This window comes from Nocardia sp. GCM10030253 (assembly GCF_042675075.1).
Classification (GTDB): domain Bacteria; phylum Actinomycetota; class Actinomycetes; order Mycobacteriales; family Mycobacteriaceae; genus Nocardia.
The window spans coordinates 121,681-144,694 of the sequence record NZ_JBHTDL010000003.1 but is presented as its reverse complement, the minus strand read 5'-3'; the positions used below and the strand labels follow the sequence as shown (position 1 = coordinate 144,694).

Below are 23,014 nucleotides of genomic sequence, written 5' to 3'. Positions count from 1 at the left end.
TCGCCTCCGCAGGAGGCGATGGTCAGGCTTTCACTCGGAAACGGCCGGAACTCTGGTGAACAATCGGCCCGCGACATCGACTCCGATCACCGCGCCGGTCTCGTCGCGAGTGAAGTAGCCGCGCTGTCCCATCAAAGCGCCGCCGGTGATGATGTACTCGTCCCCATCGCCGGGCAGCAGACCGAGACCGCCCGCGGGCAGGTCCGCGGGCAGCTCGATTTCCGATGCCGCGCGGATCTCCGGTTTGATCACGCACCCAACCGTGATCCCAGCGCCATCCGTGGCGATGGTGAGCGTCATGACGTCGATGTCGTAGTCCCCGACGATCTCCGCGGCCCGTGCTACGTCATAGGGGATCGGCTCCGGATCCCGGTCGATGACCCCGAGGAAGTGCTCGAGGGCCCATCGGACGATGGCCTGGTTGCACTGCATGCCATCCTCCGGGCCTGCGTTGGATGCGGTAACGACCGCAAAGTCGCGTTCAGGCACGATGAGCAGCTCGGAGAACTGCCCGTAGGTCGATCCGCCGTGACCGACAGTGCGAACACCGTCCACGTCGCGCAACCACCAGCAGAGGCCGAAGGCGTCGCCGGTCGCGTTGGCCTTCAACTCGACCGTTTGTTCCTTCATCTCGGCCAGCACCTCCGTGGCCAGCACCTGCTCACCGTTTTCCGCGCGGCCGTCGCCGAGATGGAATCGGCCCCAGCGAAGTAGGTCCGACACCGAGGAGATGACATCTCCGCCCGGGTTGTTGCCTCGGGTGTCCTTCCACTGCTGTGCGACAGCCAGCTTGCCGTCCTCGTCGCGGTTGTGCCCCACGGCGAACCGCCCGGTCATTACCTCGGCGGGGGAGTAGAAAGTGTTCGACAGACCGAGCGGCTCGAGCAGCAGTTCGGCGACGGCCCGCTCGAAGGTCAGGCCCGTGACTTTTTCGATGATCCGTCCGAGCAGGTTGTATCCGGCCTGGCTGTAGGAGGCCCTGGTGCCGGGCGGGGCGATCTGTTCCAGCTCGGACATCCGCGCCACATACTCCGCGAGGGCGTCGTCCCCGTCGCCGGTTTCGACGACGAGTCGCACGCCGAGGCCCGAGGTGTGATTGAGCAGGTTGAGAACCGTCATCTCGGCGGCGGCCTGCTCGTCGGCGAGGACGAGCTCAGGAACATACCGGCGCACCGGAGCGTCCAGCTCGACCCGCCCGTCCGCGACCAGGCGCATCAGCGCGGTTGCCGTGTACGTCTTGCTGACCGACCCCAGCACGTACAACGTGTCCTTGTCGACCGGCAGCGGGTTGTCCAGGCTCGTGACGCCGTGGCACGCGAAGACTTCCTGACCGTCCACCCACACCCCGACCGCAACACCGGGGATCCCGAACTTGGTGGCCGTCTCCTCGACAAATTCGGACAGTGCGATCTGTGACATGGCTTTTCCTTCGGATTCTGTGTGTCGTACGTCTTGCATGCACAGCACGATGCCCAGCGCTGCTGACACGGCGCTGACACGGATCGCGAGCCATGTGTCGCCCCGCCCCGCCGCCGTTGCGTTCACCGTCGGTGGAATCGGGCTACGGGTGAAATCGACTTGCTCTCAACCTTTGTTGAGGTCTTAGTGTCGGTGGCCAGGAGTTTGATGGGGCGGGAGCGAGAGGAATGTGACGTGAGTATCGAATCCGTGGCCTGGAGCCAGATGTATCGGCGGGCGAACGCACCGCAGGAGCAGCGGCCGTTCCGTTTGGCGACGGCCGAGCGAATCCTGAGATTCGCCGCACCGCATCGACGCCGGATCAGCGCCTTCCTGCTGTTCAGCGTGGTGTCCGCGTTATTGGCGGTGGCGACGCCGGTGCTTGCTGGACGCGTGGTCAACGACATCGTCGGTGGGGCCGCGCCACGTGTCGTGATCACCCTCGCGCTCGTGATCGGCGGGATCGCGATATTCGATGCCGCGCTCGGCGTGATCGTCCGGTGGTTGTCCTCGCGCATCGGTGAGGGACTGATTCTCGACCTGCGCACCGCCGTGTTCGACCATGTGCAGAAGATGCCGGTCGCGTTCTTCACGCGCACTCGCACAGGTGCGCTGGTCAGCCGATTGAACAGCGATGTGATCGGGGCACAGCGCGCGTTCAGCGACACCTTGTCCGGGGTGATCACGAATTTGGTGACGCTGGCACTCACCCTCGCGGTGATGGTGCGGATCTCCTGGCAGATCACTCTGCTCGCGCTGGTGCTATTGCCGGTATTCGTACTGCCCGCCCGGCGGATGGGTAATCGACTGGCCGGGATGCAGCGCGAAGCGGCGAGCCTCAATGCGGCCATGAGCACGCAAATGACCGAGCGGTTCTCGGCACCGGGGGCGACCCTGGTGAAACTGTTCGGCCGTCCGCACCAGGAGTCCGATGAGTTCGCCCTGCGAGCGCGCCGGGTACGCGATATCGGCGTGCGCACCGCGATGCTGCAGACCGTCTTCGTCACCTCGCTGACCCTGGTTTCCGCACTTGCGCTGGCACTGGTCTACGGGCTCGGCGGCTGGTACGCGTTGCGCGAACAGCTGGATGCCGGTGCGGTTGTGTCGCTCTCGCTACTGCTGACCAGGCTCTACACGCCGCTGACCGCGCTGGCGAGCGCCCGGATGGAAATCATGTCCGCGCTGGTGAGTTTCGAGCGGGTCTTCGAGGTGCTCGATCTGAAGCCGCTGATCGAGGACGCACCCGACGCGGTCGCGGTGCCCGATGGCCCGGTCGCGGTGGAGTTGGACAACGTCACCTTCGGCTATCCCTCCGCCGACAAGGTGTCGCTTGCTTCGCTGGAAGACGTGGCGACGCTGGACAGTCGCGGCGGTGTGGAGGTGCTGCACAATGTGTCGCTGCGGGCCGAACCCGGGCAGCTCGTCGCCCTGGTCGGGTCCTCGGGCGCCGGGAAATCCACCATCGCCCAACTTGTTTCCCGCCTGTACGACGTGGACGGCGGCGCGGTGCGGTTGAACGGCACCGATGTGCGGGACCTGACGACGACCTCGATTCGCGAGACGGTCGGACTGGTCACCCAGGACGGGCATCTGTTCCACGACACCGTGCGCGCCAACCTGCTGCTGGCGCGGCCGGAGGCGACCGAGGCCGAGCTGTGGGATGCCTTGGAGCGGGCCCGGTTACGCAATCTGGTCGACTCGCTGCAGGACGGACTGGACACCGTGGTCGGTGAACGCGGCTACCGACTGTCCGGCGGCGAACGCCAGCGGCTCACCATCGCCCGGCTGCTGCTCAAGCAACCTCGCGTGGTCATCCTCGACGAGGCGACAGCCTCCCTGGACTCGACCTCGGAAGCCGCTGTGCAGGAAGCACTCTCCGAAGCACTGGACGGCCGGACCGCGCTGGTGATCGCGCACCGCCTTTCCACGATTCGCGCCGCCGACCAGATCCTGGTGCTGGAGGACGGTCGAATTGTGGAGCGCGGCACGCACACTCAGCTGCTAGCCGCCGATGGGCGCTACGCCGAGCTGTACCGCACCCAGTTCGCGGAGGATCCTGTCACCGTCGCCGCCTGACCGAGCGAACTCAGCGGTCGCGCCGCGCCTGCAGCCCGTCCAGCATCCGGTCGAGCCCGTACTGGAACTGGCGTTCGCGCGCTGCCGCCGGGTCCTGGTCCCAGGTGCCGGTCGCGTCGGTCTGCCGCAGTCTCGGGTAGTCGTGGGCGGCCTGTTCCGCGGCGGGCCGCAGGGTGGCGACCAGTTCCGATTCGGTCTGGCCGCTGCGGGTCAGCAAGGTCAGCCAGGCGGCCTCACTGATGCCGATGCCGATGACGAAGCTGGTGACAGCGCCGATGGCGTCGCTGAGCTCGTCCGCCGCGAAACCACCCACCTCGAACAGGGCGAGCATGCGGTCGTTGAGCCGCATGACATTCGGGCCGAGGTAGGACAGCCCGACCTGACCGAGGGTCGAGGCCATCCACGGGTGGCGCAGGATCATCGCCCGCAGGCTTGCCGCGCACTGCCCGGCGGCCGCGCGCCAGTCCGCTGGATCATCGATCTCGGACACCCGGATCTCGCCGTACACCTCATCGACGACCAGTTCGATGAGCTCGTCGCGGTTGGCTACATGCCGGTACAGCGAGGTCGCGCCCGCATTGAGGCGGGCGCCGAGCTGGCGCATGCTCAGCGCCTCCATCCCCTCGGCATCCAATAGTGCGACGGCCGCCGCCACGATCTGCTCTCTGGTCAGCGCCGGCTGTTCCCGACCGCGCCTCGGGCGCGTCCAGACCGATCCGACCTGCTGCTTCTCGACGGGCATGTCGACTCCTTTCGATGCCATCAACGTAGCGCACGACGTTCCCTGTTGCGAACACTAAACATCTATGCGTACAGCGTTCGCCTCACAGCGGTCACTGCTACATGCCCACCGCGCCGGATGACGGGCCGGCATCGCCGGAGTTGCCCGGCCGCGAGGTATAGCGGCCGGATCAGAATTCGCCGGCGACGCCGAAAACCGTGCGACCGGAGTGGGTGCCGCCCTGGATGGAGCGCAGCACCCGTTCGGCGTCGATAATGGGGGCGATGTGCTCGATCGTCGAAAGATGTTGGGGGCGTAGTTCGTTGCCCAGGCGCGTCCAGAGAGCGCGACGCTTTTCGCTCGGAACGTAGGCGGAGTCGATACCGAGCAGGGCGACGCCGCGCAGGATAAAGGGCATGACGGTGGTGGGGAGATCCGCGCCGCCGGTGAGGCCGCTGACCGCTACCGCGCCGCCATAGCCGATGGCGCTGAGAATGTAGGCCAGGGACTTTCCGCCGACGCTGTCGACGGCACCGGCCCACTGAGCCTTCGTCAATGGGCGCAATGTGGCGTCCGGGTCCTCCGGCAGCCTGCCGATCACCTCGTTCGCGCCGAGTTCTGCGAGCAGGTCGCCCGCGTCGGTCTTGCCGGTGGAGGCGATCACCTCGAAACCGAGACCGGACAGGATGTCGATGGCAACGCTGCCGACGCCGCCCGTGGCACCGGTGACAAGCACCGGCCCGGTCTCCGGGGTGAGCTCGCGATCGAGCAGACCTTGCACGCTCAATGCGGCGGTGAAACCGGCGGTGCCGAGCGCGGCGGCGTCGCGGGTGCTCAGGCCGTCGAGCTTGACCACCCAGTCGGCGGGCACCCTGGCGTACTCGGCAAAACCACCGTTGTGCGAAACGCCGATGTCGTAGCCGTGTGCCACCACCAGATCGCCCGGAGCGAAGTCGTCGTCCTCGGAGGAGACGACCTCACCGGTGATGTCGATGCCCGGGATGATCGGATATTTCCGGACCACACCGCCGCCCGGGGTGATCGCCAGCCCGTCCTTGAAGTTCGCACTCGAGTAATGCACTTTGATCGTCACGTCGCCCGGTCCGAGGAAGTCCTCGTTGACACGCTGCCGCGTGAGCACGATCCCGCTGTCCGATTCGTGTGCCACCATCGCCCAGAACTCCATGCCGACGAGCATACGAGCGTCCGCACGCGCCCGGGGAGAAGTCACGGTCGATCGGGACTCGTGGCGGGTCGATCATTCCGGGACGAGTTCGAGGCGGACGCCGAGCAGGCGGATGGGGCGGTCGAGATCGAATCGGTCGATGATGCGGAGCGCGGTTTCCACAATGCCCGCGATATCGGCGGTCGGCTCGGAGAGCTTCTCCTGTTTGCTGCGGGTGTAGAAGGTTTTGGTGCGGACGGTGACCGAGACCCTGATGCTGATGCGACCCGCCTCGGCCATCTCCTCGGCCACCTCGGTGGCCAAGCGCGCGACCTGGGCGCGGATTTCCTCGGGGTCGGTGAGATCGTGCGGGAAGGTCTCGGACTTGCTGCGGCCCACCGGAACTCGCGGCTCCGTGGTGACGTCGGTGTCGCCCTTACCGTGGCCGAGCACCCAGAGATACGGGCCGGTGTTCGGCCCGAACTCGGCGGCAAGGCGATGCCGGTCCGCCGCCATCAGATCGGCGACCGTCTCGATGCCCAACTCGGTCATCCGGGCGGCGATCCGACTTCCGATGCCCCACAAGGCATTTGTCGGCCGGTGCGCCATCACCTCGGTCCAGTTCGCCGCGGTCAGCCGGAAGACTCCCGCGGCCGCGCCCGCACCCTCGGCCGGTTCCGCCGACGACTTGCCGGTGGACTTGGCGAACCCGGTGGCGAGCTTGGCGGTCAGCTTGTTGTCGCCGATCCCGATGGAACAGCTGAGGTCCAATTCGGCGATGGCGCTGCGGATCTCACGAGCAAGACCCTCCGGGTCGTCGGTGTCGGCGGCGAGAAATGCCTCGTCCCAGCCCCACACCTCGACCCGCCCTGGGAAGGTGCGCAGCAGCGACATCACCTCGTCCGACGCCTCCTCATAGGTGGCCATGTCCAACGGCAGGAACACACCATCGGGGCATTTGCGCTGCGCGCTGCGCAGCGCCATCCCGGCCCGGACGCCGAAAGCGCGGGCCGGATACGACGCGCAGGTCACCACCTTGCGTGGTTCGGTCGGGTCACCGTTGCCGCCGACGATGACCGGCAGCCCGCGCAGCTCCGGATGACGACGGAACTCCACCGCCGCTTGGAACTGATCGAGATCGACATGCAACAGCCACCTGGCCATATGTCCGTCTTACCGCACGACACCGACAAGCAGCCGGTATTCCGCCCAGACCATTGCGCGGCTCCGAAAACAGAACTAAATTCTGTATATGAAGATTCGAGATCGGTTGCTGTTGGCGGCCGAGCGGCAGTTCGCGGAACGGGGGACGCTCGAGACGACGCTGACCCAGATCCGCGACGCGGCGGGCGCCAGCGTCGGCGCCCTCTATCACCACTTCCCGGACAAGGCGGATCTGTACCGAGAGGTGTGGGCGCACGCGCTCGTCGACTACCAGCAGCACTTCTGGGGTGTGGTCGGCGCGAGCACCGACGCACGGGAGGGAATCACCGCAGGCGTACGCGAACACCTGCGCTGGGTCGCCGAAAATCAATACCGCGCAAAGGTTCTCACCTCCGCCCGGCCGCCGGGCGTGCGGGAGAGCGACAGCAACCGCGAATTCATGACGAATGTGACGCGCTGGTGGCGGACCCATGCCGGATACGGCGCGGTACGCGATCTGAGCCTCGATCTCGTCTACGCGCTGTGGCTGGGTCCCGCACAGGAGTACGCACGGCAATGGCTCGGCGGTGACATGCGCATCGCACCGAGGGATGTCGCCGACGAACTCGCCGAGGCCGCCTGGCAGGCGCTCGGAACCTCGAATCACTGAGCAACCGGAACCATATCCGCGCCAAACGAAAAACGGAGCACCCGATGACCGCAGACACGTTCACCCTCGACATCGAACTCGCCAGGCAGGTGCTGGTCGCCCAGCCGTTTGCCCAGCTCGTCGGGACCGAGATCACCGCATTCGGCGACGGCGCCGCGACTCTCGTCGTCGCGATCCGGCCGGAACTCGGCCAGCAGTTCGGCTTCGTGCACGGCGGCGTGCTGTCCTATCTGGCCGACAACGCACTGACCTTCGCGGCCGGAACCGTTCTCGGGGCGAATGTGCTGACCGGCGGCTTCACCATCACCTACCTGCGCCCGGCCGCCGGTAGCCGGTTGCGCGCCGAGGCGGTCGTCAGCGGATCGACCCGCCGCCAGGCCGTCGTCAATTGTGAAATCTTCGCCGAAAGCGACGATTCCGAACCGGTGCTGTGCGCCCTCGCCCAGGGCACCACCCGAACTGTGGAACGGGATCTGCCGAACAACGGCAACTGAACCAGCAAACAGGGTGTGCTGTTCCTCCCTTCGCGCCGATTAGTTCGGGCCGGCCGGTCGGTCTGCATTCGCAACGGAAGGAAATGCAGATGACAAACTTCGTGGCATCCGCTGACGGCACGAGGATCGCGTTCGACCGATTCGGGCAGGGTGCGCCGGTCGTCCTGGTGAGCGGGTTGTTCTGCTCCCGGCCGATGACCCAGGACCTCGCAAACCGGCTGGCCGAACAGTTCACCGTCATCAACTACGACCGTCGCGGCCGTGGCGAGAGTAGTGACACCGCGCCCTACGCCGTGCGGCGCGAGATCGAGGATCTCGGCGCACTGATCGACGCGGTGGGTGGCGAAGCGGCGGTGTACGGACACTCCTCCGGCGCTGGGCTTGCCTTGCTGGCCGCGGCTACCGGATTGTCGATCACTCGCGTGGTGCTACACGAGCCACCCTACGGCGGTAACGACGCAGCCAGCCGAGCGAGCGCGCGGAAGTTGGCACGGAACGTATGGACAGCGGTCGCCCGAGGCGACCACGACACGGCCGTCACAACCTTCTTGATCGCATCCGGCATACCTGCGGAGGCAGCGCAGGACTCCGGCCGAGATCCGGGCATGCGGGCCGTCGCACCGACGATGCCTTACGACTTTGCCGTCATGGGCAACTTCAACGATGGCGGCACGATTCCTGTCGACCTCGTCCGGAGTGTGGACATCCCGGCTCTCGTACTGCTCGGCAGCACCAGCCCGGAGTTCTTCGCCACTACCGCAATGCGTCTGACAAAGTTGCTACCGCATGCGCAGCTCTGCGTGCTGGATGGCCAAAACCATGCCGCACCTGCCGAGTTCGTGGCACCCGCAGTCGCGGCCTTCCTCACCGGGCAGACCGAACATGCCACATACAAACGGGCCGTGCACTTCTGCGTGCACGGCCCATTCGGCCGGATCAGGCGGTAGCCGCCAGCGGGCGGCCGTCCAGCGCCGGTTCGGCGACCGGTTCGATGGCGTAGGCCAGGATGTCGGCGACGTCGGCGACGGGACGAACATCCAAGGCGGCCAGCACATCCGCGGGGACATCGTCCAGGTCCGGCTCGTTGCGGGCCGGGATGAACACCGTCTTCAAGCCGGCGCGCTGCGCGGCGAGCAGCTTCTGCTTCACGCCGCCGATCGGCAGCACTCGGCCGTTCAGCGTGACCTCGCCGGTCATGCCGACGTCCGCGCGGACCTGCCTGTCCAACGCCAGCGACACCAGGGCGGTGACCATGGTGACGCCCGCGGAAGGACCGTCCTTCGGCACCGCGCCCGCCGGGAAGTGCACGTGGATATTGCGATCCAGCACCGACGGTTCGATGCCGATCTCCTCCAGGTGCGAGCGCACATAGGTGAGGGCGATCTGCGCCGACTCCTTCATGACGTCGCCGAGTTGGCCGGTCAGCGTCAGCGACCGCTCACCCTCCGCGGCATTGGCCTCGATATAGAGGACGTCGCCACCGAGGCCGGTCACCGCAAGTCCGGTCGCCACACCCGGCACCGCGGTGCGTTCCACCGAGTCGGGAGTGAATCGCGGACGACCGAGGAAGTCCTTCAGATCGGCCAGGTCGATCCTCAGCGCCTCCTCCGGAACGGACTCGGCACCCTCGGACTTCACCAGTTCGTCGTAGCCGAGTTCAGCACCGTAACCCAAATCGGTCACCACCGATTCGCCTGCGGCCGAGCCGGTTCCGACCTCGGACAGCCGAGTCGCCGCCTTGCGCAACGCCTTGGCGATCAGCCGTTCCAGCTGCCGCACACCGGCTTCCCTGGTGTAGTTCGCGGCGATCTCACGCAGTGCCGCATCGGTGATGGTCACCTCGTCGGTGGTCAGTGCGTTGCGTTCCAGCTGCCGCGGCACCAGGAAGTCGCGCGCGATGTCGACCTTGTCGTCCTCGGTGTAGCCGTCGACGGTGATCAGCTCCATCCGGTCCAGCAGCGGCCCGGGGATGGTCTCCATGACGTTGGCCGTCGCGATGAACAGCACGTCCGACAGATCCAGATCCAGATCCAGGTAGTGGTCGCGGAAGGTGTGGTTCTGCGCCGGATCGAGCACCTCGAGCAAGGCGGCCGCCGGATCGCCGCGGAAGTCGGAGCCGACCTTGTCGATCTCATCCAGCAGGACAACGGGATTCATCGATCCCGCCTCTTTCATCGCACGGACGATCCGACCGGGCAGCGCGCCGACGTAGGTGCGTCGGTGACCACGGATCTCGGCCTCGTCGCGCACGCCGCCGAGGGCGACGCGAACAAACTTGCGGCCCATGGCACGGGCAACGGACTCACCCAGCGACGTCTTGCCGACACCGGGCGGACCGACCAGCGCGAGCACCGCGCCGGAGCCACGCCCACCGACGACTTCCAGACCACGCGAGGCCCGCCGCGAACGCACGGCCAGGTACTCGACCATGCGGTCCTTCACCTCGTCCAGACCGTGGTGATCGGCGTCCAATACCGCGCGAGCGGCCGAAACATCGGTGCTGTCGGTGGTTTTCACCGTCCACGGCAGTTCGAGCACGGTGTCGAGCCAGGTGCGGATCCAGCCGGTTTCCGGGCTCTGATCGCTGGCCCGCTCCAACCTGCCGACCTCACGCAACGCTTCCGCGCGGATGTCGTCGGGCAAGTCGGCCTGCTCGACCCGGGTCCGGTAGTCGTCGGCACCGTCGGGCTCGTCCTCACCGAGCTCCTTGCGGATGGCATTGAGCTGCTGGCGAAGCAGGAACTCGCGTTGGCTCTTCTCCAGGCCCTCGCGCACGTCGTCGCTGATTTTCTCGGTGACCTCGGCCTCGGCGATATGCGCCTTGGTCCACTCGATCAGCGTGGTCAAACGCTTGGCGGCGTCCGGGGTTTCGAGCAGTTCACGCTTCTGGTCGTTGGTGAGGTAGGGCGCATAGCCCGCGGTGTCGGCGATCGCCGATGGATCGGTCAGCTGATTGACCGCGTCGATGATCTGCCATGCCTCGCGGCGCTGTAGCACCGAGACAACCAGCTTCTTGTACTCGGCGGCAAGCTCTTTGGTGCGCCCGTCGGCAGCGGGCGTATCAACCGGCTCGGCCTCGACCCACAGTGCGGCGCCCGGCCCCGTCACCCCGTGGCCGATCTTCGCGCGTCGCTCGGCCTTCAGCACCGCCGCCGGCGCGCCGCCGCGCATCCGCCCGACCTGTTCGATAGTGGCGACAACACCGTAAGAGGCGTAGCCCTCGGTCAGTCGCGGCGCGAGCAGCACCGCTTCGGTCTTCGCCGCCCGCGCGGCGTCGATGGCGGCCTGCGCCGATTCGTCCAGTTCGATGGGCACGACCATGCCCGGCAGCACGATCGGATCGGTCAGGAACAGCACCGGCAGGTTCTGTGGTGTAGTCACGTGTTCGACCCTTCCAAAAGTTGAGCGATGCCCAGTCAACCCCGGCGGTTCCACGTTTGTTCCAGTCCGCTCCCGACGTTCGCTCATGGCGAACCCGGCGACTGCGGCCAGGGGACCGGCCCGGAGTCGCCGGGCGCCAGGCGGAATCGGGTCAGGGGTGAGGGGTCGCGACGACCGCGTGCAGTGCGGCGACAGCCGCCTGCCGCAACACCGGCGCCAGTGCCGAGGGCGGCGCTTCGACGGCGCCACGCACCCACTGCCTGCAGTACTCCTGGGCCGGTCCGATCCAGATCGCGTGGGCGAGTGGGTAGCCGACGGAGGTTGGCAGGCCGAGTTGCTCGAAGCGACGGGTGAGTGCCGCGAAGAATTCTCGATTCGGGTCGGTCAGTGCGGGCTTGGCCTCGCATGCCACCTCTTCGGGGAGGGTGGCGAACAGGAAGCGCGCCAACTCGCGGTGCTGCTGGACCCAGCTGAGGTGCGCATCGAGCATGGCCAGCAGTGCCGCCGTCGGATCGGTCGCCGAGTCCAGTGCCGCGACCGCGGTGCGCTGGTAGTCGAGCATGCCGTCGACGTAGACGGCGGCGGCGAGCGCCGGCTTGGAAGGGAAGGCATGGAACATGCTGCCGCTGGACAGGCCGAGTGCTGCCCGGACCGAGGTGATGGTGAAGCGGGAATAGCCGTTGTCGAGCAGTTGGCGCGCTGCTTCGGCGCGAATCCGGTCGCGAGTGTTCATGTGGCGGTGGGGAATTCGGTGTCGATGCCAGAACGTACGGCGGCGAGCACGGCGGCACGGACTCGTTGCTTGGTGCCCTGGTGGGCGGCCATCACGAGGTCGGTCAACCGGGTCGCCTCCGACTGCGCTCGCGTCGTCAACTCGACCGGGTCGGACACCAGGTCGTCCAGGAAGCCGAGTCGTACCGCTTCCTGCGGGCCGTACAGCGCGCCGGTGAGGGTGGCGCGATCGAAACCGGGTGCAGTCAGCTTGTGACGGGCCACCTCGACGCCGTAGTGCGGAATCGTCAGCCCGATCGCCACCTCGTTGAGGCCGAATTTGAAGCCGCCGTCGATCCCGATCCGCAGATCGGCGGCGAGCATCAGGAACGCGCCCTGGGCGATCGCATGTCCGGTGCAGGCGACCACAACCGGATGGGGGAAGCCGAGGATGCGGTGCACCAGATCACCGCCGGCACGCAGGGTCCGGACGATCGCCTCGGGATCGCCCTTGAACATGGCCAGGTCGTAGCCCGCCGAGAACACGCCGGGCCGACCGGCGAGCACGACCACCGCGGCGTCGGCCTCGGCTCGGTCGAACGCGGACCTCAGCTCGGAGAGCATCGACTCGGACATCACGTTGACCTTGCCGTCGTCCATCGTCAACGTCGCGATTCCCTTGTCGAATCGGTAATCCACGAGATCGGCCACGACTGCCTCCATAATTAGAGTGACTCTCTAGAGAGCAACTCTAGGACGATCGCAGTCGGAATGGAAGGCCGAAGACTCGGTCGCGTGGACCTCCGACGCCGACGGCACATTCGAGACTTGAACGGAACGAATCATTCTGTTTAAATAGAACGGAACCAAACATTCCGTTCCGATAGGAACGGGCTCGCTCAGGAGGCACCCGTGACCGCCGTCATCGAACATCCGCCAGTCGAAACCCGCAGTGCCGCAGTCGAATCGGAGGCCGAAGAGCACTACCCCCGCCGCTGGCTCGGACTCATCGCGATCCTCGCCGCCACCCTGCTCAACCTGCTCGACGCCACCATCGTCAACGTCGCGGCACCCTCGATCCGGATCGAACTCGGCGGCTCGGCCACCACCATTCAGTGGCTCGCCGCCGGGTACACCCTGGCGCTGGCAGTCGGCCTGCTCACCGGCGGACGGCTCGGCGACATGTTCGGACGCAAGCGAGTGATGATCGTCGGGTTGATCGGCTTCCTTGTCACGTCACTGCTGTGCGGCGTGGCCGGATCGATCGAGACACTGCTGATCGGCCGGGTGGCACAGGGACTGTTCGCGGCGATCATGGTGCCGCAATGCTTCGGGCTCATCCGCGATCTGTTCGGTCGCGAACTCGGCAAGGCCTACGCGGCTTTCGGCCCGCTCATCGGGGTGGCGACCATCGCGGGGCCGATCGTGGCCGGGCTGCTCGTCGATGCCGATCTGTTCGGAACGGGCTGGCGGTCGATCTTCCTGATGAACCTGCCGCTCGGCGCCGTCGCGCTCGCACTGGGAATCTGGATCCTGCCGTCGGGATCGCCGATCGAGGGCATGACGTTGGACCTGCGCGGCGCGCTCATCGCGGGCGCCGGGATGAGCCTGCTGCTGTACCCGCTCGTCGAGGGCCGCGAGCTCGGCTGGCCGTGGTGGTCGCTGGCTATGCTGATCGCCTCGGTTCCGGTGCTCGGACTCTTCGCGCTCGATCAGGTCCGCAGGTCGCGCACCGGGCGTACCGCACTCATCGAAATGAGCGTTTTCGCCAAGCGGTCCTACACCTCCGGCATCGGGTTCGTGATGGTCTTCTTCGGCGGCATCACCGGCTTCTCGCTGGCGATCGGAATGTTCTTGCAGCTCGGCCTCGGTTTCAGCCCGCTGAAGGCCAGCCTGACCATGGCACCGTGGGCGCTCGGCGCGTTCCTCGGCTCCGGCGCGAGCGCCGCCCTCGCTCCCAAGCTCGGCCGCAAGGTGTTGCACCTGGGACTGCTCGGCATGACCGTCGGCCTGGTGGCGCTGTTCTTCCAGTTCGGTAGCACCGAAGCTCCTGCGCCACTGGCATTCACACCGGCGTTGCTGGTCTACGGACTCGGCATGGGGCTGATCTTCGTCCCGCTGTTCGGCATCATCGTCGGCGATCTGGAGGATCACGAGGTCGGCTCGGCCTCGGGTCTGCTCGAGTCCTTCCAGCAGGGCGCGGCGGCGCTCGGTGTGGCCGGAATCGGCTCGATCTTCTTCGGCCGGTTCGCCATCGGCGATGGTGAGGGCGCGGCGTTGTCCGCGGCGCAGACGATCACCGGCGTGGCGATCGCGCTCACCGCGGTGTCCTTCGCGGTGGTCTTCGGTCTGCCGAAGCAAGCGAACCAGCAGCACTGAGCCGCCGCTCACGACGACGCAACCCCGGACTCTCGACGAGTCCGGGGTTGCGTTGCTTTGCCTGAGCCACTGCGGAATTCGGTGCGGCTAGCCCTTGGGAGTTGGCGATGCCGGGAACACGGCGTCGATGGTGCTGGTCGCACTCGCCGTCCTGTTCCCGACGTTCCTCAGGGCGAATTGATCCACCGAACGAGGTACCTGTGTAACAATCGCGCGGAGTGCCTCGGGCGCGCGGACATTCAGGCGTCGGCAACCACGCCCAGTCCGGTCACGGGGCTTTTCCTGGTTCATACCGCTCGAAACCGCTCGACCTTCCACCGATGCAGACCTGATGGATTGCTCGTCGAGTAAAGCCCCGCGGCGGTCATGATCCCAACATCACCACGGCCGGCCACCGCTGCTGCCGCTCCTCGAGACTGCATCGGACGCAAGTCAAACCGTTCGAACGTCGAAAGGACTGTGGGCAAGTGCACTACCTGGATTCACGCTCGGCCTCGGCCAACGCCGTATCGATGGCCGGTCGCGCATGACGGCCGCAAACGAGATTCTCGACTTGACCGGCGACTTCTACCAGGACCCGCACGCGGTCTACCGGACGCTGCGTGAGCGCGGTCCCATTCACCGCGTCCGATTGGAGGGGGTGCTCGGCTGGCTGATCGTCGATTACGACGTGGCGAAGCAAGCCTTCGTCGAGCCGAACATCAGCAAGAACGTCGGGTCACCCGAGGGCCAGGCCGTCCTGGCCAAGAACGGCGCGGCCGACATGTTCAACGGTGCCATCAACAACAACATGCTGTTCTCCGATCCGCCACAGCACACCCGGCTGCGCAGACTCGTTGCGAAGGCGTTCGCCAGCCGCGCCGTTCGGGATCTCGGGCCGCGGATCACCGCGATCGCCGACACCCTGCTCGACGACATGAGTTCCCGGGAAACCGTCGACCTGCTGGACAGCTACGCGTTCCCCTTGCCGATCGCGGTGATCTGCGAGCTACTCGGGGTGCCGGACGACGACAAGGACGCATTTCGTTCCTGGACCGCGATCGTTGTCAACGACTCGGCCCCCATCGAGGAGCGCACCAGCGCCGGCGTGAGCTTCTTCACCTATCTGACGGAATTGATCTCCGCACGCACCGACAATCCCCGCGACGACCTGCTTTCGGAGCTCATCATCGCGAAGGACGACGATGACCGACTCGACCAGCAGGAACTCATTTCCATGCTGTTCCTCTTGCTGGCGGCCGGACACGAGACCACCGTCAACCTGATCGGCAACGCTGTGCTCGAGCTGCTGCGTGATCCGGCAGCGGCCGAGCGACTGCGTGCGGACCCAAGCGGGATACCCGCCTACATCGAGGAGATCCTGCGGTGCCAGGGTCCGGTGCACTTGGCCACCGCCCGCTACACCACCGCGCCGATCACGTTGGGCAACCAGGACATCGCCGCCGGCGAATTTGTCATGATCTCCCTCGCGGCCGCCAACCGCGACCCGGAGCGGTTCGCCGAACCAGACCGGATCGACGCCGATCGCGGCGACAACAGGCATGTGGCCTTGGGGCACGGCATCCACTACTGCCTCGGCGCGACCCTCGCGCGGATGGAGGCCACCATCGCGCTCACTCGGCTCTTGGCCAGGATTCCGGCAATGTCGCTGAACGCGGAGGTCGGCGAGCTGATATGGCGCAAGAGCCTGCTGATCCGCGGGCTCGCCGCGCTCCCGGTCCGCCTTGTGCCGCACACCGATTCGACGGCGATGCCGATCGGCGACGATGCGAGGCAACCGTTGATGGTCTGACGACGGTCGTGCGCGGCGTTCATCGGCTGTAAGGACGTGCGCGTTCGCGCCGGTAAGTGCAGACGACTTCGAGCACAGTCTTCTGCACTACCGGCGACCGTCCGCCTTTGCCGACATCGCTCATGACGAGCCCAGGCCGGACCGGACCCGCGTTGACACCTCGGCGGAGCCGGTGAGAATGTGGGGGCCTTCATATGTCACTACCCGGTCAGCACTAGGGGGACCCCGCGATGTCAGTGATCGCCTCCGGTGTATTCATCGACTGGGAAGATCTGACAGGGCAGTCCAAGTTCACCGTCGATCTGATTACTTTCCCCATCTTCAGTGCATTGGCGGGCTGGCTGACGAACTGGACCGGCGTCCTGATGTTGTTCTGGCCCGTCACTTTCCGCGGTGTCCGAATCCCCGGCTTGCACGTGCTGTATCCGTATTTCCCGCGCCGGGTCCAGGTGCTGCCGACATTCTCCGGAGACGGCCGCAGGCTCGGATTCCAGGGATTCATTCCGGCACGCGCGGAAAAAATGGCCAGTATCTGTGTCGATAAGGCGTTGATGCGGATCGGCAGCCCGAAGGACTTCATCCACGAACTGGATTTGGACGGAATCGCCGATTACATCGCAGTACTCGCGAGCAAACAGGTGCAGCCGCTGGTCGACGAGCTGATGAACCGGGAGAACCCGGATCTCTGGCGGACCATGCCACGCGCGATGAAGCAGCTCGTCTATCAACGGGTGGATCGCGAACTACCCGCGCTGTGCAGGCGTGCGTTCGAATCGCTTGGCGACAATGTCGATCAGCTCATCGATATCAAGAGTTTCGTCATCCGGTACCTGCAGGACAACCCGACCATCCTGAAGGACCTCACCACCACTATCGCCGCACCCGAGCTGAAGTTCATGGTCCGCGTCGGCCTGCTCGGCGCGCCGTTCGGCCTGCTACTCGCACTGTATCTGCATGCGCACGAACACATTCCGGTACTCGGCTGGGTGCCGGGCTGGGTAATCGTGCTGCTGGCAGGCGCGGCGATCGGTGTCATCGTCAATGTCATCGCGGTCAAGATGGTGTTCGAGCCGGGTGATCCGCAACCGCGCTACAAGTACCTGTGGCGGCAGGCGCTGCTGGCCAAGCGGCAGCCGCAGGCGGCAGTCGACCTCGCACACATACTGGCCTACCAGGTGCTGACCCTGCCGAACCTGTCGAAGGAACTGCTAGAGGGCCCCAACGGCGACAAGACCCGCCAGCTGCTCGAGCGGTTGATCGCCGACGAGATCCATCGCCAGCTCGGCCCGACCACCTCGTTGGTGCGTGCGGCCTTCGGACGCCGCCAGTTCGACAACCTCAAGGTCGGCGCGGCAGGCGCCGCGGTCGGCTTGGCGCCGAGCCTGGTGGAGGACGAGGAGTTCACCCTCGAGCAGGCCGAGAAGATCGACGAATTCGCCGCGCGCAAGCTCCAGACCCTCACACCTGGTGAGTTCATGGAGATGTTCTACGCCTCGGTCGAACAGGACGCCTGGCTGCTCTACCTGCACGGTGCCCTTCTCGGTCTTGTCGTGGGCGCCACCCACTTGCTCCTCTTCGGTTGGTAGTCACCGGTTTTCGCGGTCAACCACACCTCGGGCACGGTTCTCACCCAAAATACAAGCAGGCCTGCTTGCATTTTTCTGGACCCGCTGCGATGCTGAAGCACGATGGCGCACAGAGCGGTGTGCCCGCGACCGGCAAGGAAACAGATGGCTGACCTCGACGCGCTACTCGGTGACTTCGCCGCGGAATGCGCGGATCTGGAATACCTGGTCGCGCCGCTTGCGCCGGAAGTCTGGGCCACGCCGACGCCCGCGACAGGCTGGAATATCTCCCATCAGATCGGCCATCTGGCCTGGACCGACGAAGTAGCCATCCTCGCCACCACCGACCCGGCCGGCTTCGCGCAGTTGCTGGCCGAGGCCGCACCGAAGGCGCTGACCTTCGTCGACGAGGCCGCCGAGGCGGCGGCCACCACGCCGGCGCCGGAACTGCTCGACCGCTGGCGCCGGGGACGCGCCGCCCTCGCCGACGCCCTGCGCGCGGTGCCGAAGGGCACCAAGCTCACCTGGTTCGGCCCACCGATGAGCGCGGCATCCATGATCAGCGCCAGGATCATGGAGACCTGGGCACACGGGCAGGATGTGGCCGACGCCCTCGGCGTCACCAGGACCCCGACCGCCCGGCTGCGTACCGTTGCCCACCTCGGCGTGCGGACCAGAAACTTCGCCTACTCGGTGCACGGCAAGACCGCACCGGACGAGGAATTCCTGGTGGAACTCACCGCGCCGGACGGCAGCCTCTGGTCGTGGGGACCCGCCGACGCGACACAGCGCATCAGTGGACCCGCACTGGACTTCTGCTTACTTGCGACACAGCGCCGCCATCGCGACGACCTGGCACTGGAGACGATCGGCGCGGACGCCGCGGAATGGCTGACGATCGCGCAGACCTTTGCGGGAAACACCGGAGAGGGTCGAGCAGCGGGCCAGTTCGCCTGACCCGCTGGTATCCCGACCACCCGTTCCGAAGTTCGGGAGCGGGCGAGCGCCACACTTGGGTGCGCCGTACGTGTCGACGGCCGGACGCCGTTGGCCGGGGTGTCTCGATGTGGCAGTCGAGAATGACGCTCGCCAGCTATCTGGGTTTACCCGCCCGTCAGCTGGCGGAAACATGGACGATGCGAAAAATTTGGACCGATTGCGGCGCTGACGACGCTCTTCGCACGGCTTTGTGATGCTGCTCTCACCGATGCGGCGGCCCCACGGGCAACACCGTAACCTGGACAAGCGTACGGCTTTCAACGATGCGGGTCGCGCTGCAAGGGGATGAGGGGCGGAGGGAAGGAAAAGCATCGTGACTGCACACAAGCCCGCCCAGATCGTTCGGCATGCCGCTATCGTGCTCGCGGGCGCTGCCAGTCTCAGCCTCACCGCCGTCTCCGGGGCGTACATCGTGAACCAGATGGCCGACACACACCGGGCGGGCAGCGAACTCTCGGCACCACCTACCGCGACCATTCGAGACTTCGCCGCCGCCGACGGCCCTGCCATCTCCCAGGCCGTGCTGACCGGCGGCACCCGCGATCTCCCCGCGATATTCGTGCGTACCCTCCCCGACACCGCCACATCGTCGAATATCGCTGAACCGCATGCTGATCCGGTCGTCGGCACAGCGGCCGGGCTGGCCGGAAAGCTCCGGCTCGGCACCACCTATGTCGGTGCGCAGTTGGCTCCGGTCCGCGCCGACACCATCGCGTTCACCGTCGACACCAACGCGTTGACCGTGCTGTCGGATTTCCTGCTGTCCGCACCGGTGCGGGAACGACTCGGCGTCGATATCGACCCGTCGGCAACCACCCAGGTGCGCACCGAACTCGACACCCACGGCCAGGTCACTGTGACGTTTTCCGACCCAGCCCTCGGCCGGCACGCATTGCTGCTGAACCGGTACGCCGCACCCACTCCGAAGGGCGCACCGCAGGAGTCGGTGCACACGGTTCCGCAGGAGTCCGTGCCCGCTGTCACCGGTACAACACCCGACACAGCGGTACCCGAAACCCGCGTGACGCCGATGGACGCGGCACCGCGCCCCAGCATGAAGACCGCGCCGAGCACCATCGACGTCTGACGCCGGGCACCCGGCTGGCGGCATATGGCGCCAACTGATTTCGTATGCACATGGGTAACTCACCGGGCGGGACAGACTTCTGCGTAGTTGGTGGCGGGATTGTCGGTGTAGCGACGGCGCATCGGATTCTCGAGCGCCATCCGGGAGCAAGCCTCGTGCTCGTCGAGAAGGCCGCAGGGCTGGCCACTCATCAGACGGGGCACAACAGCGGCGTCATCCACTCCGGCATCTACTATCCGCCGGACAGCTTGAAGGCCACACTGTGCAGGCAAGGTGCGCAGTGGACGAAGGATTTCGCCGCCGCGCACGACATTCCGTTCGAGGTGTGCGGAAAGCTGCTGGTGGCCACCGACGCCGCCGAGTACGAGCGAATGCTCGCGCTGCACGAGCGGTCGGTCACCAATGGCGTGGATGTCGAATTGATCGACGCGGCCGAACTCACCCGCCGTGAACCGCACGTGACGGGAGTAGGCGCCTTGTTCGTGCCGAGCACCGGCATCGTCGACTACACCCGCGTCACCACCGCATTGGCCGATGAGATCAGGGCGGCGGGCGGGCAGATCGTGCTCGGCGCTGAGATCGACTCGATCACCGAGACCGATGACGCGGTGACGGCCGCGGGCCCTTCGGGTTCCTGGACCGCACGCACCCTGGTGGTATGTGCCGGGCTGCAGGCCGATCGGATGGCCAGGCTCGCGGGTCTGCGCACCGACTTTCGCATCGTGCCGTTCCGCGGCGAGTACTACCAATTGCCGCCCGCGCGCGCCGGGCTGGTTCGGACACTGATCTATCCGATCCCCGATCCGAACCTGCCGTTTCTCGGCGTCCACCTGAGCCCGACCATCGATGGTCAGCTGACCGTCGGCCCCAACGCGGTGCTCGGCCTGGCCAGGGAGGGCTACCGCAAGGGCAGCCTCGACGCACGGGATGCCCGCGAGGTGCTCGCCTTCCCCGGCTTCCATCGGGTGGCCCGCGCACATCTGCGCACCGGCGCACGCGAATTGCGCAACTCGCTGTTCAAGCGCGGCTACCTGGCCGAATGCCGTCGGTACTGTCCCGAACTGACGGTCGCGGACCTGCGGCCACGCGAGGCGGGGATCCGAGCACAGGCGGTGCTGCGCGACGGCACCCTGGTGCACGACTTCATGATCGAGCGCACGCCGCGGTCGATCCACGTGCTCAATGCGCCGTCGCCGGCGGCGACCTCGGCCATGCCGATCGCCGAGTATCTGGTCGACCAACTCTGATTCGGCACCGTTCGGCAACCAAGCAACCGCCCGGTAGCAATGTGGAAATCTGGCAAATCAAATCCTGGGCAACCCCTCCAATAAAGAGGAGAACTGTAGTACTTTTAGCGACAGCCGTGGAACAGGGAGGGCCTGATGGGCCACATCAAGTACGCGAGTGACGTCGGAGCGCCTGTCGAGGTCGCTTTCACCTACACGGACAACCACCTATTCGTGCCGGACTGGATGTTCGCTGTCGCCGGCTTCGAACCGGCGGGCGAGGTCGACCACGGACTCGGCGCGGTCTACACGACCACGGCACGGCTGGCATGGTGGCGGCCGACGGTGGTCTGCGAGATCACCGAATACCGGCGCAACGTGGTGATCGGCTACACGCTGCGCGGACGTTTGTCGGGAACGCTGACATTGAGGTTCGATCCACTCGGCTACGGACGGTCGGTACTGACGTCCGAGGCGGAGTACGCTCCACCGAGCGGCCTCCTCGGCCGCCTGTGCCTCGGATTGGTCGACTCCGCCGTGAAATCGGCGCTGCGCCGCACCGAGTCTCAGTTGCGAAGGGAGATAGAGGAATTCCACGGTACCGATCTTGTCGGTCGGATTGCGTAGGGTGCCAGCCATGATCATCGTGAGCACCGACGGATCCTGCCTCCGCAACCCCGGTGGCGCCATCGGCTGGGCGTGGGTCAATCATCAGGGCGCCGCACGCAGTGGGGGAGCCGCATCCGGAACCAATCAGGTCGCTGAGCTACGCGCGGTGCTGGAGGCGATTCTCGCGCATCCCGGGGAAGAACCCCTGTTCATCGAAAGCGATTCGCTCTACGCGATCAAATGTGCCTCGGAGTGGATCTCGGGCTGGCGGATCAACGGCTGGCGCACCTCCACCGGCGCTGCGGTGAAGAATGTCGAGCTCATCAAGCAGATCGACCGGGCCATCGCCACCCGGCCGGGACCGGTTCGGTTCCGCTGGGTCCGTGGGCATGTCGGCAACTACTTCAACGAGCAGGCCGACAAACTGGCGGGCGAGGCGGCCAGGCAGGCCGCAGTACTGGCCGCTGGCAGCGAAGTCGCCGCCGCGGAACTGCCGACGGTGCCCGAACTGCCGACCGTGATCGAAATGACGGTCGCCGCAGAGACAGTCGTACCCGAAAAAGAAAAGACTCCCGGGCCGCGGGCCGCGGGGAAGCCGGTCGCACCGGCGGCGCCTCAGACATTGACCCTGTTCTGAGTCCGTCGGCGCGAACGGAGCGCAGGACCGCCCGAAAGACCTCCGGCGGTGGTGGCTCGGCCCACCGCCGGAGGCGCTTCGGCTATTTCAGTTGTCGTGCCGAGCTCAGTTGTTGCCGAGCTGCTTGAGGATCGGCAGGTCGAACTTGTTGACCAGCCACTTGTCGCCGTCCTTCTCCAGGCCGGCCACCACCACGAGCTCGACCCGGCTCGGCGGCTTGCCCGCCGCGGCGATATTGACGTTGGTGGTGGTCTGGCCGATCACCACGAGCACGGTGGCCTTGTCCTTGTCACCGGACTGGTAGCCGCACTGCATGTCGTAGGTGGACGACTTGGCCTTGGCGTCGACGACCACGCCCTTGAGGTCCTGGCCGAGCTTGCCGAAGGTTTCCTTCCACTCACCGGTCGAGGCTGCGTCCACCTTCTTCAGGTAGTCGTCGATGGTCTCCGGGTCGTAGGTGGAGATGAGGCGGCCGTATTCGCAGGCGGCCTTGGTCGCGTCGGCTTGCGCATCCAGCTTGTCGCCGCGGTCGCCGGCCTGCAGGTAGAACACGACGACCGCGGTCACCGCGGCCACCAGCAGGATGCCTGCCACGAAGGCGGCGACGACCGGGACGAGTCCGAAGCCACCCTTGGCGGCCGCGGCGACCGGCTTGTCCTTCGCCGTCTTATTGTCGGCCGTCTTCTTATCGGCCGACTTGGCCTCGGCGGCGGCATCTCGGTCCGCCGCGGCATCGGACTTCCCGAGCTCGACCGTCTTGTCGTCGGCTACAGGGCTGTCCTCGGCGGCAGCGTCTGCGGCAGTAGAGTCCTCGACCCCCGTGTCCTTCTTCGATTCGGGGTTGTCGGTTCCAGCATCATCGTTGGACATCGATACAATCCTGCACTTTCCCAGCGCGCTC

General features: G+C 66.2%; 20 protein-coding genes. 12 read left to right on the top strand and 8 right to left on the bottom strand.

Annotated features, from left to right (window positions below; translation table 11 throughout):
• Nucleotides 1-30: 30 nt before the first annotated feature.
• Nucleotides 31-1,419, bottom strand: a complete 1,389-nt coding sequence (locus tag ACFQZZ_RS03080; RefSeq protein WP_378673545.1) for a serine hydrolase domain-containing protein — start codon at nucleotides 1,417-1,419, stop codon at nucleotides 31-33.
• Between the two features lie 234 nt (nucleotides 1,420-1,653).
• Between ACFQZZ_RS03080 and ACFQZZ_RS03075 the strand changes: the two genes are divergently transcribed.
• Entirely contained in the window at nucleotides 1,654-3,534 is a 1,881-nt protein-coding gene (locus ACFQZZ_RS03075) for an ABC transporter ATP-binding protein (RefSeq protein ID WP_378673542.1), read from the top strand.
• A gap of 10 nt (nucleotides 3,535-3,544) precedes the next feature.
• Here ACFQZZ_RS03075 and ACFQZZ_RS03070 read toward each other — a convergent pair whose 3' ends face one another.
• The 3 genes from ACFQZZ_RS03070 to ACFQZZ_RS03060 form a co-directional block, all read right to left on the bottom strand.
• Nucleotides 3,545-4,276, bottom strand: coding sequence for a TetR/AcrR family transcriptional regulator C-terminal domain-containing protein (locus ACFQZZ_RS03070; protein ID WP_378673539.1), 732 nt, complete (start codon nucleotides 4,274-4,276; stop codon nucleotides 3,545-3,547).
• A gap of 169 nt (nucleotides 4,277-4,445) precedes the next feature.
• Nucleotides 4,446-5,441 (bottom strand): oxidoreductase, encoded by a 996-nt coding sequence (locus tag ACFQZZ_RS03065; RefSeq protein ID WP_378673536.1) that lies wholly within the window; start codon nucleotides 5,439-5,441, stop codon nucleotides 4,446-4,448.
• A gap of 72 nt (nucleotides 5,442-5,513) precedes the next feature.
• Nucleotides 5,514-6,584: a DNA polymerase IV gene (locus ACFQZZ_RS03060; RefSeq protein ID WP_378673533.1), complete on the bottom strand. Its 1,071-nt coding sequence runs from the start codon at nucleotides 6,582-6,584 to the stop codon at nucleotides 5,514-5,516.
• An 88-nt stretch (nucleotides 6,585-6,672) separates the two neighbouring features.
• On the opposite strand from ACFQZZ_RS03060, the gene ACFQZZ_RS03055 reads away from it, so the two are divergent.
• The 3 genes from ACFQZZ_RS03055 (at nucleotide 6,673) to ACFQZZ_RS03045 (ending at nucleotide 8,674) form a co-directional block, all read left to right on the top strand.
• Nucleotides 6,673-7,233: a TetR/AcrR family transcriptional regulator gene (locus ACFQZZ_RS03055; RefSeq protein ID WP_378673530.1), complete on the top strand. Its 561-nt coding sequence runs from the start codon at nucleotides 6,673-6,675 to the stop codon at nucleotides 7,231-7,233.
• A gap of 44 nt (nucleotides 7,234-7,277) precedes the next feature.
• The gene (locus tag ACFQZZ_RS03050) at nucleotides 7,278-7,727 is read left to right on the top strand and encodes a PaaI family thioesterase (protein ID WP_378673528.1); all 450 of its coding nucleotides are present in this window, start codon (nucleotides 7,278-7,280) and stop codon (nucleotides 7,725-7,727) included.
• Nucleotides 7,728-7,816: 89 nt separating this feature from the next.
• Entirely contained in the window at nucleotides 7,817-8,674 is an 858-nt protein-coding gene (locus ACFQZZ_RS03045; RefSeq protein WP_378673526.1) for an alpha/beta fold hydrolase, read from the top strand.
• Here the strand turns inward: ACFQZZ_RS03045 and lon are convergent.
• The 3 genes from lon to ACFQZZ_RS03030 form a co-directional block, all read right to left on the bottom strand.
• Nucleotides 8,664-11,048 carry an endopeptidase La gene (lon, locus tag ACFQZZ_RS03040; protein ID WP_378674048.1) on the bottom strand — a complete coding sequence of 795 codons (2,385 nt, stop codon included), beginning with the start codon at nucleotides 11,046-11,048 and terminating at the stop codon, nucleotides 8,664-8,666. The genes ACFQZZ_RS03045 and lon overlap by 11 nt on opposite strands.
• Nucleotides 11,049-11,259: 211 nt before the next feature.
• Entirely contained in the window at nucleotides 11,260-11,841 is a 582-nt protein-coding gene (locus ACFQZZ_RS03035; protein ID WP_378673523.1) for a TetR/AcrR family transcriptional regulator, read from the bottom strand.
• Complete coding sequence (locus ACFQZZ_RS03030) at nucleotides 11,838-12,530, bottom strand: crotonase/enoyl-CoA hydratase family protein (protein ID WP_378673521.1); 693 nt, start codon at nucleotides 12,528-12,530, stop codon at nucleotides 11,838-11,840. The genes ACFQZZ_RS03035 and ACFQZZ_RS03030 overlap by 4 nt, the downstream gene beginning before the upstream one ends.
• Before the next feature lie 201 nt (nucleotides 12,531-12,731).
• On the opposite strand from ACFQZZ_RS03030, the gene ACFQZZ_RS03025 reads away from it, so the two are divergent.
• The 8 genes from ACFQZZ_RS03025 to ACFQZZ_RS02990 all read left to right on the top strand — a co-directional run bounded on the left by ACFQZZ_RS03025 (nucleotide 12,732) and on the right by ACFQZZ_RS02990 (nucleotide 22,113).
• Nucleotides 12,732-14,198, top strand: coding sequence for an MFS transporter (locus tag ACFQZZ_RS03025; RefSeq protein WP_378673518.1), 1,467 nt, complete (start codon nucleotides 12,732-12,734; stop codon nucleotides 14,196-14,198).
• 526 nt (nucleotides 14,199-14,724) lie between these two features.
• Nucleotides 14,725-15,990, top strand: a complete 1,266-nt coding sequence (locus tag ACFQZZ_RS03020; protein ID WP_378673515.1) for a cytochrome P450 — start codon at nucleotides 14,725-14,727, stop codon at nucleotides 15,988-15,990.
• A 230-nt stretch (nucleotides 15,991-16,220) separates the two neighbouring features.
• Nucleotides 16,221-17,576: a hypothetical protein gene (locus ACFQZZ_RS03015; RefSeq protein ID WP_378673514.1), complete on the top strand. Its 1,356-nt coding sequence runs from the start codon at nucleotides 16,221-16,223 to the stop codon at nucleotides 17,574-17,576.
• A 144-nt stretch (nucleotides 17,577-17,720) separates the two neighbouring features.
• On the top strand, nucleotides 17,721-18,512 hold the full coding sequence (locus ACFQZZ_RS03010; RefSeq protein ID WP_378673511.1) for a TIGR03084 family metal-binding protein: 792 nt from the start codon (nucleotides 17,721-17,723) through the stop codon (nucleotides 18,510-18,512).
• Nucleotides 18,513-18,867: 355 nt separating this feature from the next.
• Complete coding sequence (locus ACFQZZ_RS03005; protein WP_378673508.1) at nucleotides 18,868-19,641, top strand: hypothetical protein; 774 nt, start codon at nucleotides 18,868-18,870, stop codon at nucleotides 19,639-19,641.
• A 50-nt stretch (nucleotides 19,642-19,691) separates the two neighbouring features.
• Entirely contained in the window at nucleotides 19,692-20,888 is a 1,197-nt protein-coding gene (lhgO, locus tag ACFQZZ_RS03000; RefSeq protein WP_378673505.1) for an L-2-hydroxyglutarate oxidase, read from the top strand.
• Nucleotides 20,889-21,023: 135 nt separating this feature from the next.
• A complete protein-coding gene (locus ACFQZZ_RS02995) occupies nucleotides 21,024-21,494 on the top strand; it encodes an SRPBCC family protein (protein ID WP_378673502.1) in 471 nt (156 codons plus the stop codon).
• Between the two features lie 10 nt (nucleotides 21,495-21,504).
• Nucleotides 21,505-22,113 carry a ribonuclease H gene (locus ACFQZZ_RS02990; protein ID WP_378673499.1) on the top strand — a complete coding sequence of 203 codons (609 nt, stop codon included), beginning with the start codon at nucleotides 21,505-21,507 and terminating at the stop codon, nucleotides 22,111-22,113.
• A gap of 105 nt (nucleotides 22,114-22,218) precedes the next feature.
• On the opposite strand, the gene ACFQZZ_RS02985 is transcribed toward ACFQZZ_RS02990, so the two are convergent.
• On the bottom strand, nucleotides 22,219-22,983 hold the full coding sequence (locus tag ACFQZZ_RS02985) for a hypothetical protein (protein WP_378673497.1): 765 nt from the start codon (nucleotides 22,981-22,983) through the stop codon (nucleotides 22,219-22,221).
• Between the last annotated feature and the right edge of the window lie 31 nt (nucleotides 22,984-23,014).

Bases quoted from the DNA above. Each gene is read 5' to 3' on its own strand.
- lon (WP_378674048.1), bottom strand. From the start codon at position 11,048: ATGGTCGTGCCCATCGAACTGGACGAATCGGCGCAGGCCGCCATCGAC.
- lhgO (WP_378673505.1), top strand. From the start codon at position 19,692: ATGGGTAACTCACCGGGCGGGACAGACTTCTGCGTAGTTGGTGGCGGG.
- ACFQZZ_RS03020 (WP_378673515.1), top strand. From the start codon at position 14,725: ATGACGGCCGCAAACGAGATTCTCGACTTGACCGGCGACTTCTACCAG.
- ACFQZZ_RS02985 (WP_378673497.1), bottom strand. From the start codon at position 22,983: ATGTCCAACGATGATGCTGGAACCGACAACCCCGAATCGAAGAAGGAC.
- ACFQZZ_RS02990 (WP_378673499.1), top strand. From the start codon at position 21,505: ATGATCATCGTGAGCACCGACGGATCCTGCCTCCGCAACCCCGGTGGC.
- ACFQZZ_RS03070 (WP_378673539.1), bottom strand. From the start codon at position 4,276: ATGCCCGTCGAGAAGCAGCAGGTCGGATCGGTCTGGACGCGCCCGAGG.
- ACFQZZ_RS03010 (WP_378673511.1), top strand. From the start codon at position 17,721: ATGGCTGACCTCGACGCGCTACTCGGTGACTTCGCCGCGGAATGCGCG.
- ACFQZZ_RS02995 (WP_378673502.1), top strand. From the start codon at position 21,024: ATGGGCCACATCAAGTACGCGAGTGACGTCGGAGCGCCTGTCGAGGTC.
- ACFQZZ_RS03015 (WP_378673514.1), top strand. From the start codon at position 16,221: ATGTCAGTGATCGCCTCCGGTGTATTCATCGACTGGGAAGATCTGACA.
- ACFQZZ_RS03035 (WP_378673523.1), bottom strand. From the start codon at position 11,841: ATGAACACTCGCGACCGGATTCGCGCCGAAGCAGCGCGCCAACTGCTC.
- ACFQZZ_RS03065 (WP_378673536.1), bottom strand. From the start codon at position 5,441: ATGGAGTTCTGGGCGATGGTGGCACACGAATCGGACAGCGGGATCGTG.
- ACFQZZ_RS03050 (WP_378673528.1), top strand. From the start codon at position 7,278: ATGACCGCAGACACGTTCACCCTCGACATCGAACTCGCCAGGCAGGTG.
- ACFQZZ_RS03045 (WP_378673526.1), top strand. From the start codon at position 7,817: ATGACAAACTTCGTGGCATCCGCTGACGGCACGAGGATCGCGTTCGAC.
- ACFQZZ_RS03055 (WP_378673530.1), top strand. From the start codon at position 6,673: ATGAAGATTCGAGATCGGTTGCTGTTGGCGGCCGAGCGGCAGTTCGCG.
- ACFQZZ_RS03060 (WP_378673533.1), bottom strand. From the start codon at position 6,584: ATGGCCAGGTGGCTGTTGCATGTCGATCTCGATCAGTTCCAAGCGGCG.
- ACFQZZ_RS03080 (WP_378673545.1), bottom strand. From the start codon at position 1,419: ATGTCACAGATCGCACTGTCCGAATTTGTCGAGGAGACGGCCACCAAG.